Raw genomic sequence first — 15,997 nt, 5'->3', positions numbered from 1 at the left:
GCGGCGTCGCAGGTCACGATGGTCTACCTGAGCCCTACTGGCCGATCCGGCCGTCGATCAGCTCGCGGAGCAGATCGGCGTGCCCGTTGTGCCGGGCGTACTCCTCGATCATGTGGACCAGCAGCTCGCGCAGCGAGATCTCGCTGCCGTGGCGCGTACGCCCCCGAGCGCCGAGGTCGGCCGTCTCTTCTACCAGCCGTTCCGCGAACTCCACCTCCGCCCGCCAGTTCCGCCACGCCTCGGCGACCACGTCGGGGTCCGCCACCGCACCGTTGAAGTCGGCGTCCGGATCGTTCTCGGTGTAGTAGATCTTCGGCGCCTCCTCGCCGGCCATCACCCGGCGGAACCAGCCGCGTTCCACCTCGGCCATGTGCCGGACCAGACCGAGCAGTGACAACGTCGACGGAGGCACGGCCCGCCGAGCCAACGCCTCGGCGTCCAGGTCGGCGCACTTCAACTGCAACGTGAGCCGCTGGTCGCGGAGATACCCGACGAGAATCGTCCGCTCGTCGTCGAAGCCGCCCTCGGAGCGCGGGTCGTCGTCGGGGTGCACGAACATGTTCGACCAGGCGAAGCCCTGGGCGGGGGCACCGTCTCCAGGCTTGTCCCTGGCGTTGTCAGCGGGCGAATCAGCCATACCGGCGACCCTTGCCGAGAAGGGAGTGGGCGGCAACCAGTTTAGGTGGTGCGAAAGCATCACGACGACGGTCGCTACCGACCGGCTTGGCCGCTAGTGGCCCACGCCGCCTGCCAGCACGGCGCGGAATACCGCTTCATCCGGCATCGTCGTCTGGCCGGTGATATCGCGGACGAACCCTTGGACGACCTGACGCTCCACTGACCGGTAGCGGTCGGCATTTCGGTAGTCGTCGAGAAATCGGGTGACCAGACCCGGATCGTAGACCCAGGCGTGCTCTCGGTGGTCCCACAGAATCGCGCCCCACTCCGCACGCCCATCACGAAAATGCCGCGCGGACTCTTCTCGACACCCTCGCGGTCGATCAGGTAATAGGCCAACCCCATCGACTAAGCCGCCAACCCGGGGTCGGCGCCCTGGTCTCCCGCACGCTGAAGTTGCTCCTCGAAGATGACGAACGTCTTCCGCCGGATTCCGCGGATCAAGGCAATTTCCCGCGCCGTCAGGTCACGCCGTTCCTGTTCGGCAACCTCCTCGATCGCCTTGATTGTCTCGTAGAGAGCGAAGACCGGACCTTCGCCGGAGAGGTAGTGGGAGCGGTAGGCCTCCACTTCCTGCACGAACTCTTCAACCCGACGACTGAAGATCTCGCCGCCGACCGCGAACACAATCTCACTGAAGAGCTCGTTCTCCTCCAGCCAGCCGCCGGTGTCTATCGATATCCGCCAGACGCGCGCCCCACCATCGGGGGTGGCAACGATTTTCACCGGCGACGCGTAGTAGAGGTAGTACGAAGGCAGCACCAGGCCGGGCATTCCCGTCATCAACCGTTCTCCTCGTACGTCGCCAGCAACGCTCGCCAGAAGAGCTCCTGCTCCTGACGCAGAATGCCGTCTGCGATCGCCCGCTCCTCGGGAGTCAGCGGCCGGCCCTCAGCGCGTGCGAGGGATTCTAGATCACGTCGCACTTCGAACAGGGAGTGCTCCCAGACGGCTACCTCGTCAAGAGTCGCCAGGTGCAACCGGAATTCGGCGAGGTGGCCGTTCCGCATCTTCAGGATGAGTTGCACGTCCCGGTAGCCGCTGCCCTGGAGCTCAACGAACCGGTCCTCGAACGCCACAATTGCGAGATCGGGGTGGTCGCGTACCCGGGCAAGTGCCGCATAGAGATGGTCGAGGGATCGGAACTCGACCTTCGCCGCAGCGAGGTCGAGCAGCCGCGAAGCATCCCCTTGGTACTTGTTCACCTTGTCCTCGGCCCGTCGCCGGTCCTTGGGCTGTTTCCGCCAACCAGGCTGGCCGACCTGCACCCCGTCGACATGAGCGAGCGCGATAGCGAGCTGGTTCAGGTCCACCTGCGCGGCAGCGGCGTCAAGATACAGATTGTCGAGATAGCGCCCGCGGTACGAGGCGTCGGCCCGACGGTCACGGTCAAATCCCTGCTGGAGTACCCCTGCGGGCTTGACAGCGACGCTGCGGCTGATGCGCCGTTGCTCTTCGGTGAGCGGGGTCGGTCGGGGCGACGGTGGACCCTCCGCCGCCACCGCCTCGGCACCTCGTACCGCGATGTCGTCGAGCACCTCACCGAGGACGTCTATCGCCTGCTGGTGGCTGCTGAGGTGATAGAGCGTCAGCGGACGGGCGGTCAACGAGTTGAGCAGCTCGGGCGTTGCCAGGATCATGCGCGCCAGGTCGGGCCGTTCCACCACCTGCCGGACGAGTTTCTCGGCGAGCTGTGGCTCCTCTGTAGGCGGCCTCCGCTGGGACTCGTCCAACATCTCCCGGACCCGGGGGTCGGCGAAGAAAGTGGCCAGGTCCCGCGCCGCGAGTTCGTCGAGTCGCGGTACGAGTCGCAGTAACGTCGGCGCGTCCAGCACGGCGGCCAGTTCGTTCGGGGCCACTCCAGTCGCGAAGGCCGCGTTGAGGTCTGGGCAGCCGGCCAGGATCGCACCGACCGGCACGTCCCCCGCCCCTGCGGCCGATCCCGGGCCGGCGATCAGGTGCATGCGGTTGAGGTACGGCTCGCCGTACCCTTCGTGCTCGGTGGCGGGCGGGTATTCGGGCAGGTCGGGGCGGACGCTGAACCGGCCCCGGCGGAGGCCGGACATCGGCATCGGGCGGCCGTCCGGGCCGAGCACGAGGATGTCGACGTCCACCACGTTGTACGGATACGGGGCGCCGGTGTGCCGGTAGATCGGCTGTGACGCGATCCGGCCGGTCTGCGGGTCGAGATAGAGCACGCTGCCGTTCTGGTTGACGGCGACCCAGATGTGCGAACCGCCGCCCTCCCAGGTGTTGACCACGAAGGCGTAGCTGCCGTGCCCGCCCAACAGCAACTGGTCGTGCAGGTTGCGGTAGCCGTGGTCGACGGCGTGCCGCCGCTGGGCCGGCTGGGCGTCGGCGCCGGGTTCGCAGAGCCGCTGGAACCGTCCCCCGGTGACGTCCTCGATCCGTCGGGTTCCGTGCTGTTCGCCGTTGAGCGGCCGGGTGATGTCGCCGGCGGCGTAGGCGTCGAAGGTCCGTGGCGCGGCCACCCGGGGACGGCCGTGCATCCAGGTGTCGAAGAGCGACAGCGTGCAGTCGACGCAGTTGATGCCCCGGGTCGGATCGGCGGCCGGACCGCCGTCGTTCATCAGCCGGAACCAACCGCCCCGGCGCGGATCCGCCGTGCGGGTGACCCGACCGTCAGGCTCGCGGGGCATCCGCCGCTCGACGTCGGTCTGGTGCAGCTTCAACGGCGGGCGTAGTCCGCCCGGCCGGCCGTAGGAACGGGTCCGGTCGATCGGTGGCGGATGGTCGTCTCCCGTCAGCGCCGAACGGTCCACCGTCTCGACCGCGCCGGGTGCGAGGTCGCCGACGTCGTCGTTGATCTCGCGGAAGTCCGGCTCGCTGACGCCGACCACGGTCGGTGCGGCGGCGCCGGCCAGCGCCGCCTTGGCGAGGTCCAACTGCTGGTGACGCCGGCGTTCCCGGCGACGTCCCTCCTGGAAGAGCCGCTCCGCGTCGGCGTTGCGGGCCGCGCGCGCCATGGCGCGCCCCTGGCCGATCAGCCACCGGGCCCCGTCGTAGCTGCGGTCGGCGGCCACCCGCAGCTCCGCGGCCCGGTCCCGGCGGAGTTTCGCCTCGTAGTTCGTCCGTTGGTGCTCGAAGTGGCCCCGGTAGCGGCGTCGCTCGAAGGCATCCCGGTCGGCCGCCCAGACGGCGGCGTACCACTCGGGGGTCCTCGGCCGCAGCCCTTCGGTGCCGACAAGCCCAGGTGCCACCGCCTCGACCGGCGAAACCGGCGACACCGGCGGAACCGGCGGAACCGGCGGGAGAGGTGGAACCGACGGCACCGGCGGAGCAGGCGGAACCGGACGGAGCGGCTGCGGGGACGGCGCCGACGGCGCCGGTGCGGTAGCCGCCGCGTCCGCCGCCGGACGTCCCGGCGGCAGCCGGTCCACCCGGTCGGTGACCGCCGGCGGGGCGATCGAGGACGCCCAGGGCGGCGGTGCGATCGGTGCGCCGGTGTTGACGGCGGCAGGGAGGCCCGGGGTGGGCACGGCCGGCGCAGCGGGTGCCGGAGTCGGTCCCGGCGCGGTCGCCGGCACCGGTACGGCGGCGGGCGGCGCGGCCACCGGCGTGCTGACGGCCGGCGCGCTGGCCAACGGTTCCACGGACACCGCGCCACCAGCGGGCACCGGACCGAGAACGGGGACCGTGCCACCGGCAGCGGCCGGACCGGGAACGGAGACCGTGCCACCGACAGAGGCCGGACAGGGGACGGACGCCGCGCCACCGGGGGCGAGCCCGGACTCGGGTGCCGCAATGGCGGCAGTGACCGGCGTGGATCCGGACAGCGCGACGTCGGCGGATGTGGGTGCCGGGCGGCCGGTGTCGATCACGTTCGCGGCGGGCGGGCCGAGCGTCGAGGGCTCCGTGGAGACTGTCGGGGCCGTGCGGGCCGGGCCGGAATCCGCTGGCAGGGTCGCGCCGGCGAGCCCGCCAGCCGAGCCCGCGCCGGCCAGCGGCTCGGGGCGACCCGTCGCGTCCGACTCCGGGGCCTCGGCCGCCGGGCGGGGCTGAGGTACGTCCAGATCGGGCAGGCCGGCCGACGGCCGACCCGGCTGAGCGGCCGGTCCCGGCGTGAGGTTGGTCGAGGACAGCGCGGTGTCCCCCAGCGCGGCGAGCTGACCGTCGAGTCGGGCCCGGAGGGCGGTGTCGGCCTGCGCGGTCGCCGAGCCGGCCCCACCGGAGACGGCGGCCCGGGCCGCGTCCTCCAGCGAGGTCAGGCCCTGCCCGGTCGCCAGCCCGGCGGCGTTCTCGGCGATCACCTCGCCGACCATCTCCCGGCCCAGGTGCTCGCCGGCGCGGGCGGGCCACCCGCCGGCGTGCCGGCCGAGCCCCGCCAGCGGCGCGGCCGCCCCACCGGCGAGCCCGCCGACCGCCGACGCGCCGAGGTCGGTCAGGTCCAGACCGTGCCGGCGACCGGTGGAGGTCTGGTACGCCTGGGTGGCGAGGCTGACCCCGGTCTCCTCACCCGCCTCGGTCAGCCCGCCGACAGCCGCTCGCCGGGCGAGTCCGCGTACGCCTGCCTCGGTCACCTGTTTGGCCGCCCGCTCGCCCGCCTCGCGGAGCCCGTGCTGAAGGGATTTGCGGGCGAGTTGCGCGGTGAGCCGCTTGAAGATCTGCTGCACGATCAACCGGCTGGCGGTGATCGCGGCGCCGGCGGCGGGCGAGGCCGCACCGGCGGTCAGCGCGGCGGCGACGGCCACCGACAGCAGTTCGACGACCAGGATGCCCAGCTCGATCCAGACCTCGAGTTTGGCGCCCTCGATGTCGCAGCCGCACTCCTCGACGAGCCGGCCCAGGTCGGTGCTGACCGCCAGCAGGATGGGCAAAGGCGCCTCGTCGCCCTCGGCCACCCGCCGCCAGGCCGCGTCGAAGGCCTCCGCCACCGCGCCGATGCCGCCGTAGCCGCTGCGCACCTCCGCGGCGGCGGCCATCGCGTCGGCCTGTGGGCCGGCCAGCGCGGCGGCCACCGCGTACCACTGGTCGGCGAGGTCCCAGACGGCGCGCTCGTTCCCCTCGGGCCACTCGACGCCGACCACCCAGTCGAGGGCCTCGTACATCCAACCGGGCAGATCCCAGGGTGAGTGGTCCAGCGGGTGCGGGACCGGGCTGGGTAGCAGGCTCATCGGGGCCTCCTCCGGTCAGCGTGGGTGGCGCCGCGGGTCGGCGATCCGGTCGAGCCGCCCGCCGGCGGCGGCGTCGGTCTCCAGGTTGGCGTCGACCGAACGCACCACGTCGGCGCCGAGGCCGGTGAGGCACCGGCCGACCCCGTCCCAGGCCCGCAGCACGGTCTCCTCCGCTCCCCGGTAGACCCGCTCGAACGCCGCCCCGATGTCGTCCCGGCCCCACGGGCGCTGCGTACTCGCCGCCGCGATCCCGCCGCCGACCTGTGCACGCCGCGCGGTCACCGCCTCGCCGGCGAGGGAGAGGTCGGCACCCCCGCGCCGGGCCCGGCCGGGGTCGAGCCAGAGCTGCCCGTCGGCCACGTCGGTCACCTGCCCTGGCCGAGGCCGGTGTCGGCCCGGCTCAGCAACGCGTTGAAGTCACCGGTGCGGAGGAACTCCATCGAGCCCGATCCGGCGGGCAGGTAGCCGGCCAAAAGGTCCTGGGTGGCGGTCGCCACGGCGGCGTTCGCCCGCCGCACGGTCTCGGTGATCGTCCGGCTCAGCGCCACGGCGTCCCGGTCCCCGTAGACGGCGGGGTGCAGCTCCACCGCGATCAGCTCGCCGCGGGGCCCGACGGTCGCACTCACCCGACCGTCGGCTGAGCGTTCGGTCACCCGAAGCTCGGCGAGCCGGCCCCGCAGTTCGTCCAAACCGGACCTGAGCTGCTGGTACTGCCCGTACACCTCGTCGAACCGCGCCCGGAGGCGCTGATTCCCTTCCCGGTCAAGGCTTTCCGCCACGCCGCCCTCCCCGTCACCGTGTGTAGGGCGAACCATACCGGGCGCCACGAAATCCGTGGGGTCCGGTAGTTTCGATGCGTGATCGACCGTGAACAGGCCGAGCAACTCGCCGCTGTCTGGGCCCGTCGCGATTCGCAACGCCTGGGCTACGAGTGCACCCCGATCGTCGCCGAGTTCGACCTCGGCTTCGTCATCTCGTCCACGGTCTCCGGTCAGGCGCGGACGCTGCCGGGTGACCTGCCGACGACGGTGGTCGACCGGGAGACCGGCGAGGTGACCACCTGGCCGCGGGTGCCGCCCGCCGTGGTCGAGGAGATGTACCGGCGCACCCGCCCGACCGGGCCGACCCCGCCGCGAACCGTCGATCCGGCGAGCCAGGTGCTCCGGGAGATCCGCCGGCTGCCGACCCCGGCCGCCACCGCGCACCTGAACGTCTCCGGCCGGCTGTTCCGGGCCCAGGGCGCGAAGGGTGACGTGCGGCTGCGGCACCATCCCCTCGTCCGCCGCTATCTTGACGAGCTTCCCCCGGGTCACCTGACCCGCGGTGGGGACCGGCACGCCGAGCTGATCGTGGTCTCCGACGTGCTGCACGAGTACGACCACCGCCGCGCCGCCGAGGGCATCGCGCCGATGGGCATGGGCGACGCCGAGACGCTGCTCGGCGCGGCCCGCTTCGAGGTGTTCCGGGTTCGTGAGCCGGGCGACCCCGCCGGCGGCGCGGCCGAGCGTCCCTGCGACTCGTGCCTGAACTTCCTGGTCTTTTTCAACGTCTTCTCCTGGGCGGAGTTGGCGTTCACCACCGTGTGGCGGCCCGAGTCGCGTTCCCCGCACCACCCCGGGCGCTTCCCCGCCGAGGTGGGCGACGCGCTGATGGACGCGGGTTGGGAGGACGGCATCTTCAACTCGGCGCTGGCGACCGGCGCGATCGGGGAGACCTGCGAGGTCGTCGGCCGGCAGCACCAGCACGAGGCGTTTCCCGCCGCCGTACGGGCGATCACCGCCTTCCCGGCGCTGGCGAGCCGCCGGCGCGGGCCGGGCGAGCAGGTCTGGATCAACCGGTTCACCACCAACCCGCTGCACGGTGCGCACAGCGCCGACGTCCTGGCCGACTTCGGCGCCGTGCTGGGTGTGCGGCTCTTCCCGTTCGGCTCCGAGCACGGCGACAGCATCTTCGCCGTCGACGAGCGGGGCCGGGTCTTCGCGCTGGACCAGGCCGGCGAGTGGTTCCTGGGCGCGGACGTCGACGAGGCGCTGACCACCCTGCTGCTCGGCCGCGCGCCGGCCCGGGTCCGCGACGACGGCACCTGGTGACCGTGCCGCAGACCGGCTGCCGGGTGGGCTAGAGCCGCAGGCCGGTGAGGACCATGACGCGGGGTTCGGTGTAGTCGTCCATGGCGCTGCGCAGCCCCTCGCGCCCGACGCCGCTGCCCTTCACCCCGCCGTACGGCATCTGGTCGGCGCGGTAGGACGGGACGTCTCCGACGATCACCCCGCCCACCTCGAGCACCCGACCGGCGAGGAAAGCGGTCTGGATGTCGTGGGTGAAGACGCCCGCCTGCAACCCGTACGCCGAGTCGTTGACCGCGGCGAACGCGGCCTGGTCGTCGGTGACCGGGGCGACCACCAGCACCGGCCCGAAGACCTCCTCGGCGACCACCTTGGCGTCGGTCGGCACCCCGGTGAGCACGGTGGGCGGGTACGTCGCGCCGTCGCGCCGGCCGCCGACCTCGATGGTCGCGCCGGCCCCCGCAGCCTCGTCCACCCAGGCCTCGACCCGGCGCGCGGCGTCCTCCGAGACCAGCGGCCCCACGTCGGTGCGCTCGTCGGTCGGGTCGCCGGTGCGCAGCTCCTGCACGGCGGCGACCAGCCGCGGCAGGAATCCGTCGTAGATCCATTCGTGCACGTAGACCCGCTGCACGGCGATGCACGACTGCCCGGCCTGGTAGTTCGCGAAGGTGGCGATCCGCTGCGCGGCGAAGGTCAGGTCCTCGTCCGAGGTCCAGTCCGCGCAGATCACCGCGGCCGCGTTGCCGCCCAGTTCCAGGGTGACGTGCTTCTCGGGCACCGAGCGGCGGATCGCCGCGCCGACCGGGCCGGAGCCGGTGAACGAGACCACCGGCAGCCGCGGGTCGGTGACCAGCTCGGCGGCCCGCTCGTTGGGCAGCGGCAGCACCGAGAACATCCCCGGCGGCAGGTCGGTCTCCGCGAGCAGCTCGCCCAGGAGCAGCGCGGAGAGCGGGGTGGCCGGCGCGGGCTTGACGATGATCGGCGCACCGACCGCGATCGCCGGGGCCACCTTGTGCGCCACCAGGTTGAGCGGGAAGTTGAACGGCGCGATCCCCAGCACGGGGCCACGGGGCGCCCGGCGGACCAGCGCGATCCGTCCGCCCGCGGCCGGGTCGGTGTCGAGGCGTTGCAGTTCACCGGAGAACCGCCGGGCCTCCTCCGCCGCCCACCGGAACGTGGAGACGGCCCGTCCGACCTCGGCGCGGGCCCACTTCAACGGTTTGCCGTTCTCGGCGGTGATCAACGCGGCGACTTCCTCGGCCCGCTCGGCGAGCCGCCGCGACACGTGGTCCAGGGCCGCCGCGCGGGCGTGAGCGGGCAGGGCCGCGGCCTCCGCGGCCACCTCGGCCGCCGCCGCGACGGCGGTCTCGACCTGGTCGGGCGTGGCCAGGGTGGTACGCCCCACCGCCCGGCCGTCGTACGGGTGGTGGACGGTCAGTTCGCCCGCACCGTGAACGGGGCGACCGGCGACGTAGCAGGCTCTCGGCTCCACGTGCGCAGCGTAGACGACGCCATCGGCTCACGGAAACAGTCGCCCAAGGCCTTGTCTGCCGCGAATTCAGTAGCGAAGATGGCAGTCAGATTGCGATAACCTCCGCTGACCTCATCCTCGGCCACCCCTCGGAGACTCCTCATGAGTGACCAGCAGCAGCTGCGCAACTTCGTCAACGGCCAGTACGTCGACCCGGTGGACGGCGGGTACGCCGACCTGGTCGACCCGTGCACCGGTGAGGTCTTCGCGCAGGCACCGGTCTCCGGCGCCGCCGACGTGGACGCGGCGATGAAGGCCGCCGCCGGCGCCTTCGAGGGCTGGCGGGACGCCACCCCGGCCGAGCGGCAGAAGGCGCTGCTCAAGCTCGCCGACGCGGTCGAGGCCCGGGCCGCCGACCTGGTCGACGCGGAGGTCCGCAACACCGGCAAGCCGCGTCAGTTGACCGCCGAGGAGGAACTGCCGCCGTCGGTTGACCAGTTCCGCTTCTTCGCCGGGGCGGCCCGGATGCTGGAGGGCCGGTCGGCCGGCGAGTACATGGCCGGGCACACCTCGTACGTGCGGCGCGAGCCGATCGGGGTCTGCGCCCAGGTCACGCCCTGGAACTACCCGTTGATGATGGCGGTCTGGAAGATCGCCCCGGCGCTGGCGGCCGGCAACACGGTGGTGCTCAAGCCGTCGGACACCACGCCGGTGTCGACGCTGCTGCTGGCCGAGATCGCCGCCGAGTTCTTCCCGCCGGGCGTGTTCAACGTGGTCTGCGGCGACCGGGACACCGGCCGTACCCTCGTCTCCCACCCGACCCCGCAGCTGGTGTCGATCACCGGCTCGACCCGGGCCGGCATGGAGGTGGCCTCCGCCGCCGCCCCCGACCTGAAGCGCACCCACCTGGAGCTGGGCGGCAAGGCCCCGGTGGTGATCTTCGACGACGCGGACCTGGCGGCGGCGGCCGAGGCGATCGCCGTCGGCGGCTACTTCAACGCCGGGCAGGACTGCACCGCGGCGACCCGGGTCCTGGCCGGCCCCGGCATCCACGACGACTTCGTGGCGGCGCTGGCCGAGCAGGCTCGCAACACGAAGACCGGCGCACCGGACGACGCCGACGTGCTCTACGGCCCGCTGAACAACGCCAACCAGTTGACCCGGGTCAGCGGCTTCGTGGACCGGCTCCCCGACCACGCCGCGATCCAGGCCGGCGGCACCCGGGTGGGCGAGCGCGGCTACTTCTACTCCCCGACCGTCGTCTCCGGCCTGCGGCAGCAGGACGAGATCATCCAGGACGAGGTCTTCGGGCCGGTCATCACCGTGCAGCGCTTCTCCGACGAGGACGAGGCGGTGCGCTGGGCGAACGGCGTGGACTACGGCCTGTCTGCGTCGGTCTGGACCAGGGACCACGGCCGGGCGATGCGGATGACCCGCCGGCTCGACTTCGGCTGCGTCTGGGTCAACACGCACATCCCGTTCGTCTCCGAGATGCCGCACGGCGGCTTCAAGCACTCCGGCCACGGCAAGGACCTCTCGGTCTACAGCCTGGAGGACTACACCCGGATCAAGCACGTCATGCACAACATCGAGGGCTGACACTCATGACGACATCGGACGAGCTGCAGAAGCGGCGTGGCGGCGCGGTGGCCCGGGGGGTCGGCAGCGTCATCGCGTCCTACGTGGACTCCGCTGCTGGCGGCACGATCACCGACGTCGACGGGCGGGAGTGGATCGACTTCGCCGCCGGCATCGCGGTCACCAACGTCGGCAACTCGGCCCCGAAGGTGGTCGAGGCGGTGCGGGCGCAGGTGGAACGCTTCACCCACACCTGCTTCATGGTCGCGCCGTACGAGTCGTACGTGGCGGTCTGCGAACAGCTCAACGCGCTGACCCCGGGCGGGTTCGAGAAGCGGTCGGCGCTGTTCAACTCGGGTGCCGAGGCGGTGGAGAACGCCGTGAAGATCGCCCGGCACGCCACCGGACGGCCGGCGGTGGTGGTCTTCGACCACGCGTACCACGGCCGGACCAACCTAACCATGGCGTTGACCGCGAAGAACATGCCCTACAAGCACCGGTTCGGGCCGTTCGCCGGAGAGATCTACCGGGTGCCGATGTCGTACCCGCTGCGCGACGGCGGGCTGGACGGCGCGACGGCCGCGGCCCGAGCGATCGAGCTGGTCGAGAAGCAGGTCGGCGCGGAGAACGTGGCCGCGCTGCTGATCGAGCCGATCCAGGGCGAGGGCGGCTTCGTCGTACCGGCGCCGGGGTTCCTGCCCGCGCTGCGCCAGTGGGCGACGGCGGCCGGGGTGGTCTTCGTCGCCGACGAGATCCAGACCGGGTTCTGCCGCACCGGCGACTGGTTCGCCTGCCAGCACGAGGGCGTCGAGCCCGACCTGATCACCCTGGCCAAGGGGATCGCCGGCGGGCTGCCGCTGGCCGCGGTGACCGGCCGCGCCGAGCTGATGGACGCGGTGCACGTCGGCGGCCTCGGCGGCACGTACGGCGGCAACCCGATCGCCTGCGCCGCCGCGTTGGCCAGCATCGAGACCATGCACGAGCTGGACCTGACGGCCGCGGCCCGGCGGATCGAGTCGGTGCTGGCCCCTCGGCTGGGGGCGATCGCCGACCGGAACGCGCGGGTGGCCGAGGTACGCGGTCGCGGTGCGATGCTCGCCGTGGAGCTGGTGCAGCCGGGCACCCTCACCCCGGATCCGGCCGCCACCGCAGCGGTGTCAGCGGCATGTCACGCCGCCGGCCTGCTCACCCTCACCTGCGGCACGTACGGCAACGTGCTGCGCTTCCTGCCCCCGTTGGTGATCTCCGACGTCGAGCTGGCCCGGGGGCTGGACATCCTCGACGTCGCCTTCGGCTGAGCCGGCAGCAGGGGCCCGCAGCCGGGCCCCTGCTTCCCGCCTCCGTCAGCGCAGCACCTCGACGGTGTTGCGGCGCACCAGGTTCTTGCCCGGCTCCCGGATCTGCTCCATCGCGGCGTCGTTGAGCAGCACGCAGCTGCCCGACGGGCCGGTCACCGTCACCGTGGTCGCCCTGTTGTTGTCCAGGTTGGTCACCCGCAGCCGGGTGCCCGCCGGGAAGCGGTCGCTGGTCGCCGCCGGCGCCGCCCCGCTCTCGGCGAAGAAGGTGATCGCCCCCGAGCAGGCCGAGCGGGGGGCCGGACCGGGCGCGCCGGGCGAGGCCGCACCGGGTCGGACCGAGCCGTCCGGCTGCGCCGGGGCGGGCTGGGCGGCGGCGTCGTCCACCCGCTCCACCACGTTGCGGCGGATGACGTTCTTGCCCGGCTCGCGGACCAGCTCCATCGCGGCGGCGTTGAGCAGCACGCAGCTGCCCGACGGGCCGGTCACCGTCACCGTGGCCGCCTTGTTGTTGTCCAGATTGGTCACCCGCAGCCGGGTGCCCACCGGAAACCGGTCGCTGGTCGCCGCCGGCGCCCCGCCCTCGGCCGAGAAGGTCACCGACCCCTGGCACACCGATTCCCGTGCCGGTGCGGTGTCCGCGAACCCGAGACCGGTGCCCACCGCCACGGCCGCCACGGCGGCCACCGCCACACCAGCCGCCAGCACGTGCTTTCGCTGCACCTTCACCGTTGTCTCCCGTCGTCCGGTGGTGTCCTACGACGCCTGGTACGGATGGGGAGCGCCGAATCGTTCACCGCCGCCGGAACCGGGATCCCGACGGTGGGTCAGATCGGCCCGTAACGGGTGTGCGGCGCGCCGGTGAGCAGCGCCCAGTACCGGTCGCCGTACGACCAGTGCCACCACTCGGTCGGGTAGTTCACCAGGCCCACCTCGCTCAGCGCGTCGACCAGGATCCGCCGGTGCCGGCGGGCGGCGGCGCCGATCGAGGGCGCGGCGGTGTAGCAGGCGTTGCGGCTGGCCTCGGGGGTGGCGTCCACGGCGGTGCCCATCTCCACCTCGACCCCGTCGTCGGTGCAGAGCGTCAGGTCCACCGCACCGCCAGTGCTGTGCGGCGCCACCTCGACCGGGGCGACGAACTTCGTGGTCTCCCGGTACACCCGCTGCGGCGACCAGTCCGGGTGGCTGCGACGCAGCACCTCCTGGTAGCCGGTGAAGATGTCCAGCTGCGCGCGGTACGGCCGGTACCCCTCGATGACCAGCAGGCGCAGGCCGGCGGGGAGCGAGCGCTGCGCGGCCAGCAACCGGTCCGCGACCCCCTGGCGCAGCCGGGCGTACGCCCCGGCCGGATCGGCCGCCCGGGCGTCCAGCCGCAGCTCCGGCAGCTCGCGCAGGTCCACCAGCTCTTCGCCGTCGTCGGCTCCGGTCACCGCGGCGACGCGGGGGTCGGAGAGCAGGATCACCGGGCACCCCCCGCGACGGTGCCGGCGGGGCGGGCCGCGTGCCGGGTGAAGGCGAGCCCGACCAGGCGGTCGAGGATCTCCCGGTAGCCGACCCCGGCGGCCGCCCACACCTTCGGATACATCGAATGCGCGGTGAAGCCCGGCATGGTGTTCAGTTCGTTGACGTAGAGATCGCGGGTCGCCTCGGCGTAGAGGAAGTCGACCCGGGCCAGCCCCCAGCCGCCGATCGCGGCGAACGCGCGCAACGACAGCTCCCGGATCCGCTCCGTCACCTCGTCGGGCAGCGGCGCCGGTACGACCATCGGGTCGGCGTCGCCGAAGTATTTCTGCTGGTAGTCGAACCAGCCGCCGGTGACCCGCACCTCGCCCACCGTCGACGCCTCCGGGCGGGAGCCGCCGAGCACGCCACACTCCAGCTCCCGGCCGGTCACCCCCTGCTCGACCACGACGAGGTTGTCGTGCCGCAGCGCCTCCTCGACCGCCGTCGCCAGATCGTCGCCGTCGGTCACCCGGGAGATCCCGATCGAGGAGCCCATCCGGGCCGGCTTCACGAACAGCGGCCGGCGCAGCCCCAGCACCAGCTTCTCCGGGTCCTCGGCGGCCCGGTAGGTCTCCGCGTCGAACGAGACGTGCGGGGTGATCGGCACGCCCTCGGCACGCAGCGCCCGCTTCATCGCCACCTTGTCCATCCCGACCGCCGAGGCGAGGATCCCGCACCCCACGTACGGCACGCCCAGCGCCTCGAGCAGCCCCTGCACCACGCCGTCCTCGCCGAACGGGCCGTGCAGCACCGGGAAGACCACGTCCAGCTCGGCGTGCACCGCGCCGGGCGCGTCCGCCGCGGTGACCACCGCCGTGCCGGGGCAGGGCCCCGGCCGCAGCTCCACCGCTGGCCCGGTCACCGTCAGCCGGTCGTCGATGGCCCGTTCCGCCGCCGTGCCGGCCACGAGGTCGGCCAGCACCGCGTCGGGGACCAGCCGGTAGCCGCCGGTGCGGGTGACGCCGATGGCGACGACGCGGTACCCGCCGCCGGCCAGGGCCCGGGCCACGCCGAGCGCGGAGGCGCAGGAGACCTCGTGCTCCGCCGACGGCCCGCCGAACAGAATTCCGATCCGGATCGGCGCGCTCATGCGGCCACCCCCTCCATGCTCGTCAGTTGGGCGGGCCGGGCGGTCGCCAGCCGGGCGACCAGTTCCGCCTCCACGTTGCCGCCGGTCAGCACCACGCCGACCGTGCCGTGTCGCCGTCCGGCCTCGGCCGCGAGGCGTAGCGCCCCGGCCAGGCCGGCCGCCCCGGACGGCTCGGCCAACACCTTCAGCTCCAGCAGCAGCAGCCGGAACGCCGCCGCGATCTCCTCGTCGTCCACCCGGACCACCCCGCGCAGGCTGGTCCGCAGGATGGCGAACGGCAGCGTGCCGACACAGGACGGCCGGAGGCCGTCGGCGATCGTCGGCGCCGGCTCGACCGGGGTCGGCCGGCCGGCGGCCAGGCTGCGGGCCAGCGAGTCGCAGCCGACCGGCTCGACGCCGTACACCTCGATCGGGCGGTCACCCGCAGCCAGGCAGGCACCGGCCGCGCCGCCGCCGCCACCGACCGGCAGCACCAGCGCGTCCAGCGGGGTGCCGGCCCGCTCGGCCTCCTCGATCAGCTCCAGGCTGGCGGTGCCCTGGCCGGCGACGACGTCCGGATGGTCGTACGCGTCGACGAGCGGAGAACCGGTCTCGTCGCTGATCCGGTGGGCCACGGCCACCCGCTCCTCGACGGTGGTGCCGGCGAGGACTACCCGCGCCCCCGCCGACCGGGCCCGCGCGACCTTGGTCGGCGCCGCGTCGGCCGGGAGCACCACCGTGGCGGTCAGCTCGTACCGGCGAGCCGCCAGCGCCACCGCCACCGCGTGGTTGCCGGTGCTCTGCGCGACCACCCCGCGGTGTCCGGCCGCGGCGAGCCGGCCGACCGCGAGCAGTGCGCCGCGCATCTTGTACGAGCCGCCGGCCTGCAGGTTCTCCGCCTTCATCAGCACCCGGACGCCGGCGAGCCGGTCGATCGCCGGGGAGCGCAGCACGGGGGTGCGGAGCACCCGGCCGGCGAGCCACCGGGCGGCCTCCGGCACGTCGACCCGGGCCGGGGCGGCCTCGGGTGGCTTCGTGCGGGACATGTCATCTCCTACTTCCGGGTCGGTCGACGGCGTTGGCCGACCGGCGTTGGTCGACGGCCTTGCGGGGTTGGCCGACGCCCGCGGCGGTGCGGGCCGGCCGGTTTCCGGGCACGACGGAGGCCGGGGTGCCGCGGTACGCGGTCCCGTCGGGGGCGC

The 15,997-nt window shown here is 73.1% G+C and carries 13 protein-coding genes; 3 read left to right on the top strand and 10 right to left on the bottom strand.

What is annotated here, in order from left to right; translation table 11 throughout:
* Positions 1-34 precede the first annotated feature (34 nt).
* The 5 genes from AB0C04_RS05915 to AB0C04_RS05895 all read right to left on the bottom strand — a co-directional run bounded on the left by AB0C04_RS05915 (position 35) and on the right by AB0C04_RS05895 (position 6,592).
* Positions 35-637 carry a DinB family protein gene (locus AB0C04_RS05915; protein ID WP_357048864.1) on the bottom strand — a complete coding sequence of 201 codons (603 nt, stop codon included), beginning with the start codon at positions 635-637 and terminating at the stop codon, positions 35-37.
* 389 nt (positions 638-1,026) lie between these two features.
* A complete protein-coding gene (locus AB0C04_RS05910; protein ID WP_357048861.1) occupies positions 1,027-1,461 on the bottom strand; it encodes a hypothetical protein in 435 nt (144 codons plus the stop codon).
* Entirely contained in the window at positions 1,461-5,813 is a 4,353-nt protein-coding gene (locus AB0C04_RS05905; RefSeq protein WP_357048858.1) for a toxin glutamine deamidase domain-containing protein, read from the bottom strand. Before AB0C04_RS05905 ends, AB0C04_RS05910 begins: the two co-directional genes overlap by 1 nt.
* 15 nt (positions 5,814-5,828) lie before the next feature.
* Positions 5,829-6,182, bottom strand: a complete 354-nt coding sequence (locus AB0C04_RS05900; protein ID WP_357048855.1) for a hypothetical protein — start codon at positions 6,180-6,182, stop codon at positions 5,829-5,831.
* Positions 6,179-6,592 carry a YbaB/EbfC family nucleoid-associated protein gene (locus tag AB0C04_RS05895; protein WP_357048852.1) on the bottom strand — a complete coding sequence of 138 codons (414 nt, stop codon included), beginning with the start codon at positions 6,590-6,592 and terminating at the stop codon, positions 6,179-6,181. The genes AB0C04_RS05900 and AB0C04_RS05895 overlap by 4 nt, the downstream gene beginning before the upstream one ends.
* Before the next feature lie 78 nt (positions 6,593-6,670).
* On the opposite strand from AB0C04_RS05895, the gene AB0C04_RS05890 reads away from it, so the two are divergent.
* A complete protein-coding gene (locus AB0C04_RS05890; RefSeq protein ID WP_357048849.1) occupies positions 6,671-7,903 on the top strand; it encodes an SUKH-3 domain-containing protein in 1,233 nt (410 codons plus the stop codon).
* 28 nt (positions 7,904-7,931) lie between these two features.
* On the opposite strand, the gene AB0C04_RS05885 is transcribed toward AB0C04_RS05890, so the two are convergent.
* Positions 7,932-9,371 carry an aldehyde dehydrogenase family protein gene (locus tag AB0C04_RS05885; protein ID WP_357048846.1) on the bottom strand — a complete coding sequence of 480 codons (1,440 nt, stop codon included), beginning with the start codon at positions 9,369-9,371 and terminating at the stop codon, positions 7,932-7,934.
* A 141-nt stretch (positions 9,372-9,512) separates the two neighbouring features.
* Here AB0C04_RS05885 and AB0C04_RS05880 point away from each other — a divergent pair, with 141 nt between their 5' ends.
* Both AB0C04_RS05880 and gabT read left to right on the top strand, forming a co-directional pair.
* The gene (locus AB0C04_RS05880; RefSeq protein ID WP_357048843.1) at positions 9,513-10,949 is read left to right on the top strand and encodes a gamma-aminobutyraldehyde dehydrogenase; all 1,437 of its coding nucleotides are present in this window, start codon (positions 9,513-9,515) and stop codon (positions 10,947-10,949) included.
* Positions 10,950-10,954: 5 nt separating this feature from the next.
* Complete coding sequence (gene gabT / locus AB0C04_RS05875) at positions 10,955-12,226, top strand: 4-aminobutyrate--2-oxoglutarate transaminase (protein ID WP_357048840.1); 1,272 nt, start codon at positions 10,955-10,957, stop codon at positions 12,224-12,226.
* 45 nt (positions 12,227-12,271) lie between these two features.
* Here gabT and AB0C04_RS05870 read toward each other — a convergent pair whose 3' ends face one another.
* From AB0C04_RS05870 to AB0C04_RS05855, 4 genes are all read right to left on the bottom strand, one after another.
* On the bottom strand, positions 12,272-12,952 hold the full coding sequence (locus tag AB0C04_RS05870) for a hypothetical protein (RefSeq protein WP_357048837.1): 681 nt from the start codon (positions 12,950-12,952) through the stop codon (positions 12,272-12,274).
* Between the two features lie 98 nt (positions 12,953-13,050).
* Positions 13,051-13,686, bottom strand: a complete 636-nt coding sequence (locus AB0C04_RS05865; RefSeq protein WP_357048834.1) for a M15 family metallopeptidase — start codon at positions 13,684-13,686, stop codon at positions 13,051-13,053.
* Positions 13,683-14,816 carry a D-alanine--D-alanine ligase family protein gene (locus AB0C04_RS05860; protein ID WP_357048831.1) on the bottom strand — a complete coding sequence of 378 codons (1,134 nt, stop codon included), beginning with the start codon at positions 14,814-14,816 and terminating at the stop codon, positions 13,683-13,685. The genes AB0C04_RS05865 and AB0C04_RS05860 overlap by 4 nt, the downstream gene beginning before the upstream one ends.
* Positions 14,813-15,841 (bottom strand): pyridoxal-phosphate dependent enzyme, encoded by a 1,029-nt coding sequence (locus AB0C04_RS05855; RefSeq protein ID WP_357048828.1) that lies wholly within the window; start codon positions 15,839-15,841, stop codon positions 14,813-14,815. The genes AB0C04_RS05860 and AB0C04_RS05855 overlap by 4 nt, the downstream gene beginning before the upstream one ends.
* Positions 15,842-15,997 lie beyond the last annotated feature (156 nt).

Source organism: Micromonospora sp. NPDC048909 (assembly GCF_040649635.1).
Classification (GTDB): Bacteria; Actinomycetota; Actinomycetes; order Mycobacteriales; family Micromonosporaceae; genus Micromonospora.
The sequence above is the reverse complement of the archived record's forward strand: the minus strand, read 5'-3'. Positions and strand labels throughout refer to the sequence as shown.

Coding starts and splice junctions, on each gene's coding strand:
- AB0C04_RS05915 (WP_357048864.1), bottom strand. CDS start 637: ATGGCTGATTCGCCCGCTGACAACGCCAGGGACAAGCCTGGAGACGGT.
- AB0C04_RS05910 (WP_357048861.1), bottom strand. CDS start 1,461: ATGACGGGAATGCCCGGCCTGGTGCTGCCTTCGTACTACCTCTACTAC.
- AB0C04_RS05905 (WP_357048858.1), bottom strand. CDS start 5,813: ATGAGCCTGCTACCCAGCCCGGTCCCGCACCCGCTGGACCACTCACCC.
- AB0C04_RS05880 (WP_357048843.1), top strand. CDS start 9,513: ATGAGTGACCAGCAGCAGCTGCGCAACTTCGTCAACGGCCAGTACGTC.
- gabT (WP_357048840.1), top strand. CDS start 10,955: ATGACGACATCGGACGAGCTGCAGAAGCGGCGTGGCGGCGCGGTGGCC.
- AB0C04_RS05860 (WP_357048831.1), bottom strand. CDS start 14,816: ATGAGCGCGCCGATCCGGATCGGAATTCTGTTCGGCGGGCCGTCGGCG.
- AB0C04_RS05855 (WP_357048828.1), bottom strand. CDS start 15,841: ATGTCCCGCACGAAGCCACCCGAGGCCGCCCCGGCCCGGGTCGACGTG.